This is a genomic window from Azospirillum lipoferum (assembly GCF_024170005.1).
GTDB lineage: Bacteria > Pseudomonadota > Alphaproteobacteria > Azospirillales > Azospirillaceae > Azospirillum > Azospirillum lipoferum.
Genome location: NZ_JALJXJ010000012.1, coordinates 220,506 through 226,505, shown reverse-complemented (window position 1 = coordinate 226,505; position 6,000 = coordinate 220,506). Strand labels below are relative to the sequence as shown.

At 68.6% G+C, this 6,000-nt stretch carries 5 protein-coding genes and 1 riboswitch; of the genes, 3 read left to right on the top strand and 2 right to left on the bottom strand.

Features of this window, described 5'->3' with window-relative positions; genetic code table 11:
- Nucleotides 1-1,239, top strand: a 1,239-nt coding sequence (locus J2848_RS25920) for an iron-containing alcohol dehydrogenase (RefSeq protein ID WP_253568745.1), incomplete at its 5' end; no start/stop codon positions are given.
- A 100-nt stretch (nucleotides 1,240-1,339) separates the two neighbouring features.
- On the opposite strand, the gene ribB is transcribed toward J2848_RS25920, so the two are convergent.
- Entirely contained in the window at nucleotides 1,340-2,002 is a 663-nt protein-coding gene (gene ribB, locus J2848_RS25915; RefSeq protein WP_149235661.1) for a 3,4-dihydroxy-2-butanone-4-phosphate synthase, read from the bottom strand.
- Nucleotides 2,003-2,135: 133 nt separating this feature from the next.
- Nucleotides 2,136-2,303: riboswitch (FMN riboswitch) on the bottom strand.
- A 209-nt stretch (nucleotides 2,304-2,512) separates the two neighbouring features.
- Between ribB and J2848_RS25910 the strand changes: the two genes are divergently transcribed.
- Nucleotides 2,513-3,673: an HlyD family secretion protein gene (locus tag J2848_RS25910; protein WP_149235660.1), complete on the top strand. Its 1,161-nt coding sequence runs from the start codon at nucleotides 2,513-2,515 to the stop codon at nucleotides 3,671-3,673.
- A complete protein-coding gene (locus J2848_RS25905) occupies nucleotides 3,670-5,250 on the top strand; it encodes an MFS transporter (protein ID WP_149235659.1) in 1,581 nt (526 codons plus the stop codon). The genes J2848_RS25910 and J2848_RS25905 overlap by 4 nt, the downstream gene beginning before the upstream one ends.
- Before the next feature lie 35 nt (nucleotides 5,251-5,285).
- Here J2848_RS25905 and J2848_RS25900 read toward each other — a convergent pair whose 3' ends face one another.
- Nucleotides 5,286-5,969, bottom strand: a complete 684-nt coding sequence (locus J2848_RS25900) for a TetR/AcrR family transcriptional regulator (RefSeq protein WP_149235658.1) — start codon at nucleotides 5,967-5,969, stop codon at nucleotides 5,286-5,288.
- Between the last annotated feature and the right edge of the window lie 31 nt (nucleotides 5,970-6,000).

Genomic DNA, 6,000 nt, shown 5'->3' with positions numbered 1-6,000 from the left:
CTGCGCGGCAGGAAGCGCTGCCTGATCGTCACCGACCGCTTCCTGTTCGAGAACGGCCATGTCAACGACAGCGTCCGCGTGCTGAAGTCGCTGGGGCTGGAGGTCGAGACCTTCTTCGAGGTCAGCGCCGACCCGACGCTGGCGGTGGTGCGCAAGGGTGTCGCTCTGGCCAACGCCTTCCAGCCCGACGTGATCCTGGCGCTGGGCGGCGGCTCGCCGATGGATGCGGCCAAGATCATCTGGGTGATGTACGAGGCGCCCGAGGTGGCCTTCGAGGATCTGGCGCTGCGCTTCATGGACATCCGCAAGCGCATCTACACCTTCCCCAAGCTCGGCGTGAAGGCGCAGCTGGTGGCGGTGCCGACCACGTCCGGCACCGGGTCTGAGGTGACGCCCTTCGCCGTGGTGACCGACGAGCGTACCGGAACCAAGTACCCGATCGCCGACTATGAGCTGACGCCGACGCTGGCGATCGTCGATGCCAATCTGGTGATGGACATGCCCAAGGGTCTGACGGCGGCCGGCGGCATCGACGCGGTGACCCATGCGCTGGAGGCCTATGTCTCGGTGGTGGCGAACGAGTATTCCGACGGTCAGGCCCTGCAGGCGCTGAAGCTGCTGAAGGAGAACCTGCCCTCGGCCTACCGCAACGGCGGCCAGGACCCGAAGGCGCGGGAGCTGGTGCACAATGCGGCGACGCTGGCCGGCATCGCCTTTGCCAATGCGTTCCTGGGGGTGTGCCATTCGATGGCGCACAAGCTGGGGGCGGAGTTCCACATCCCGCACGGCATCGCCAACGCGCTGCTGATCGCCAACGTGATCCGCTACAACGCGGCGGACATTCCGACCAAGCAGACAGCGTTCAGCCAGTATGACCGTCCCAAGGGCGTGGCGCGCTATGCGCAGATCGCCCGTCACCTGGAGTTGGGCGGCAGCCGCGACCATGAGCGGGTGGAGAAGCTGATTGCTTGGGTCGAGGAGCTGAAGCGGGCGCTGGACATCCCGGCTTCGATCCAGGCGGCGGGGGTGCCGGAGGCGGCGTTCCTCGCCAGGGTGGATGCGCTGGCGGAAGCGGCCTTCGACGACCAGTGCACCGGCGCCAACCCGCGCTATCCGCTGGTCGCCGAGATCAGGCAGCTCCTCATCGACAGCTATTACGGACGCGCCTATGTCGAGCCGGCGGATGACCGGACCCCGGCTGAGTTGACTGTCGTCGGCCAGAAGACTGCCGCAGAGTAAACGGTAGTTCCTTACATCAATGCCAAAAGCATCGGGGACCGCCCTGTCGGAAGCATTTGCTCCGACAGGGCGGTCCCCGTTTGCCTGTGGCCGGACCCGATTAGCGGTCCGATTGCAGGCCGCTGTCCGCCACCAGATCGGCGATGCTGACGATCGGCATGGACTGTTCCTCGGCAAAGGCGATCAGTTCCGGCAGGCGGGCCATCGTGCCGTCCGGGTTCATCACCTCGCAGAGCACGCCCGCCGCCTTGCGGCCGGCCCGCGCCATCAGTTCGATGGTGGCTTCCGTGTGGCCGCGGCGGGCCGCCAGCCCTTGCGGATGGGCGCGGATCGGGAAGACATGGCCCGGCCGCGCCAGATCCTCCGGCCGGCAATCGTCGGCGATGGCTGTGCGGATCGTCGTCACCCGGTCGGCCGCCGAGACGCCGGTGGTGACGCCGTCGCGCGCCTCGATCGACACGGTGAAGGCGGTTCCGAAGCGCGAGCTGTTGGCCGGCACCATCGCCGGCAGCTCCAGCCGCCGCAGATGCTCGTCGGGCAGGATCAGGCAGACGATGCCGCTGCACGCGCGGATCAGCAGAGCCATCTGTTCGACGGTGATGCTGTCGGCCGGATAGATGATGTCGCCTTCGTTCTCGCGGTCGTCGTCATCGACGACGATCACCCCTTCCCCCTGCTGAAGGCTTTGCAGGGCACGGGCGACCCGCTCACCCGGCGTGCCGAAGCGGGCGAGAAGGTCGTTCTGACGGTAAATCTGATTCATGGTTCTCACATCCGGTTAAGAGTGAGCCTGAATCAGGGCGTAAAGAGACCTCCGGCGCCCCGGACCGGGGCCCGAAGCACTGGCGCGAACCGACGGCGGCGGGCCTGCTCGCGGCAAGCCACCGGCGCGGTCTGCTCATTCTCTTCCATCCGGACTGTAACCGTCGGCCCCGGCTTCTCACCGGGTCTGCTGACCTCGCCGCCCCTGGGTCCTTCCCTGGGGGGCGGCAAGCGCTCGCGGGCTCCCCCTCTGTCGAAGGGATACCGCCGGTCGGGAGTTTCACCCTGCCCTGAGAACAAGCTTATGTTCGCCGACCGGGATCGGCCGACCATCCCACCATTCCGCACCCCGGCATCCGCTGTCAAGGAAGCCCGCTCTCCTTGCGGGGCTACACCTTGGTGCAAGGCGCTTTTCCGCGGGTCATCGCGTAGGGTCGGCCTGTCGAAGCGATCCAGCCGGGGCGGTCCGGCCGGGCTGTTCCGGCAGGCCGATTCCGATGGAGACCCCCGCATGACCGACGCCGCAGCGCCACCCCAGCAAGCGGCCCAACAGGCGCCCCAACAACCGGCTCCGCCTCCGCCGGCCGCCCCGCCGCCGGTGGCCTGGAGCCCGTGGGTGGTGCGGCTGGCGGTGCTGGGGCTGGCGGTGGTGCTGGTGGTGGCCTTCGCGACGCGCTGGGACCGCTGGATCGGCTCCGCCGCGCGCCAGACCACCAATGACGCCTATCTGCAATCCGACATCACCCCGCTGTCGGCCCAGGTGTCGGGCGTCGTCCGCGAGATGCCGGTCGGCGATTTCCAGCGAGTGAAGGCCGGTGACCCGGTGGCGATGATCGTCGACGACGACTACCGCGCCCGCGTCCAGCAGGCGGAGGCGGCGCTGGAGGCCGCCGACGCCGCCATCGCCCAGCTCGACATCCAGAAGCGCACCCAGCGCGCCCTGGTCGATCAGGCCGAGGCGAACGTCCATGGGCTGGAGGCCGAGGCATGGCGGGCGCGGCTGGAGGAGACCCGGCAGCGTTCCCTGAGCGAACAGGGGGTGGCCGGCACGCTCCAGGCCCTGCAACAGGCGCAGGCGACTTCCCGCCGCGCCCAGGCGGCGCTGGACGCGGGCCAGGCCCAGGTCGACCAGCAGAAGGCGACGCTCGACGGCATCGACGTGCAGGTGCGACAGGCCAGGGCCACCCGCCTGCAACGGCAGGCCGACCTGGACCTCGCCCGCATCACGCTCGACCGCACGACGATCCGCGCCCCGGCCGATGGTATGGTCGGCCAGCGGCAGGTCCGCCCCGGCCAGTATGTCGGGCAGGGCAGCCAGATCGTTACGCTGGTGCCGCTGCCCACCGTGTGGGTGATGGCCAACTACAAGGAAACCCAGATGACGCGGATCCGGTCCGGCCTGCCGGCGACGGTCCGCATCGACAGTTTCCCCGACGTGATGCTGACCGGCCGGGTCGCCGCCCAGTCGCCGGCCAGCGGCAGCCAGTTCGCCCTGCTGCCCCCCGACAATGCCACCGGCAACTTCACCAAGATCGTCCAGCGCATTCCGGTGAAGATCGTGCTGGACGACCCCAACCCGTTGCAGGACCGCCTGCGGCCGGGCATGTCCGTCGTCGTCACCATCGACACCGATGGAGACGTAAGGGAGGGCGGCCAGGAGAACGGGTCATGAGCGTCGGGCTGGCCGGCGGACGGCTGTCCCGGATCCTGCTGCGCCCGGCCCAGCCGATCCTGACCCACCATCCGATCGTCGGCCTGCTCGGCGTCATGCTGGGGGCGCTGATCTCCACCCTGACCTCGCGCATCACCACCTTCGGGCTGGCCGACATCCGCGGCGCCATCGGCGCCGGTTTCGACGAGGGGGCCTGGATCACCACCGCCTACACGGTGGCGCAGATGCTGGTCGCTCCGGCCGCCGCCTTCCTCGGTGTGGTGTTCGGGCCGCGGCGCGTGCTGCTGGTCTCCTCCCTCACCTACGGGCTGGCGATGCTGGCCCTGCCGCTGACCGGCACGCTGACCGGGGTGCTGACCTTCCAGCTGCTGGCCGGCCTGTCGTCGGGCACCTTCATCCCGCTGACCATCGGCTTCATCGTCCGCAACCTGCCGCCGCGCTATGTGGTCTACGGCATCGCCGTCTATGCGATGAATGTCGAGCTGTCGCTGAACTTCGCCGCCTCGGTCGAAGGCTGGGTGATCGAGCATCTCGACTGGCGCTGGCTGTTCTGGGACACCGCCCTGCTGGCGCCGCTGATGGCGCTGTGCGTCCATTTCGGCATGCCGGCCGAGCCGGTGCGCCGCGACCTGCTGAAGGACGGCGACTGGTGGGGCATCGCCTATGCCAGCCTCGGCTTCGCCCTGCTCTATGCCGGGCTCGACCAGGGCAACCGGCTGGACTGGTTCAACTCCGGCCTGATCACCGGCCTCTTCCTGGCCGGCGGCCTGCTGGTGACCGCCTTCGTCGTGCAGGAGCTGACCTGTCCCAAGCCCTGGATCACCTTCAGCGTGCTGTTCCGCGGCAACATCCCGCTGCTGTGCCTGCTGCTGGTGCTGCTGCGGCTGATCATGCTGTCCACCGCCTATCTGGTCCCGCAATTCCTGATCACGGTGAACAATTACCGGGCGCTGGAGGTGGGGGACACGCTGCTGCTGATCGCATTGCCGCAATTCCTGCTGGCGCCGCTGGTCGGCACGCTGCTGCGCCATGCCGATCCGCGCGTGGTGATGGCGGCCGGCTTCGCCGCGGTGGGGACCGCCTGCTGGCTGGCCTCGCACCTGACGGCCGACTGGGTCGGCGCCGATTTCCTGCCGTCGCAGATGCTCCAGGCCTTCGGCCAGTCCTTCGCCATGACCTCGCTGATCTACTTCAACATCAAGAACCTGTCCCAGGCCCACATCCTGGCGCTGGGCGCCCTGTTGCAGACCGCGCGCCTGCTGGGCGGCGAGCTGGGGGCCGCCTTCATGCAGACCTTCGTCCGGGTGCGCGAGCAGTTCCACAGCTTCCGGCTGGTGTCCGACGTGGTGGCCGGCAGCACCGACACCGTCCACCGGCTGGCCGGCACCGTGGCGCGGGTCGCCGCCCAGTCAACCGGAGCCGAGGAGGCGACGGGTCGCGCCCTGTCGCTGCTGTCGGCGGCGGTGCGCAAGCAGGCTTACGTGCTGGCCTACATCGACGGCTTCGTCGTCATCGCCTGGTTCATTGTCGGCGGCCTGCTGCTGATCGCCCTGCTGCGCCCGGCGCCCAGGCAATAAGGGGTGGTCAGATTCTGACCACCTTCCGCCGGCTCTTACGGCAGCAAGGACTGGAGCACCAGCTCCACCATATGGGCCAGCCGTTCCTCCTTGGCCGGTTCGGCCAGCAGGTCGCGTCCGAAGATCACCGACAGGGTGTGGACGTTGGACAGGTAGAAGTAGGACAGCCCGGCGATCGAGATGTAGAGCTGCACCGGATCGACCCCGGCGCGGAACACCCCCTGTTTCACCCCGCGCGCCAGCACGTCGGCGATCATCTGCACGAAGGGGGAGTGCATCGACTGCACCTGCGACGAGGTCTTCAGCAACTCCGCCCGGTGCAGGTTCTCGATGTTCAGCAGGGCCATGAATTCGGGATGGTCGATGAAATACTGCCAGGTGAAGCCGATCAGCCGGGCGATGGCGTCGGGTGGGGCCAGCTTGTCCAGGTTCAGGGTGCGTTCGGTGGCGCGGATGTGGGCATAGGCGTCCTCAAGGACCGCCAGATACAGCTCCTCCTTGTTGCCGACATGGTAATAGAGCATGCGCTTGTTGGTGCCGGCCTGCTCGGCGATGCGATCGACGCGGGCGCCGCCCAGGCCGTAGCGCGCGAACTCCTCCGTCGCGGCGGCCATGATGCGGGCGCGTGTCCCCTCCGGGTCGCGGGTCACCTTGACCGGCGCCGCAGGGATTGCGGGGGCGGGCGGCACCGGGTCGGGTGTGTCGGTCAGGCTGTCCATGCGGGAAGCCGGCTCCTGGGGTCCGGGGGGA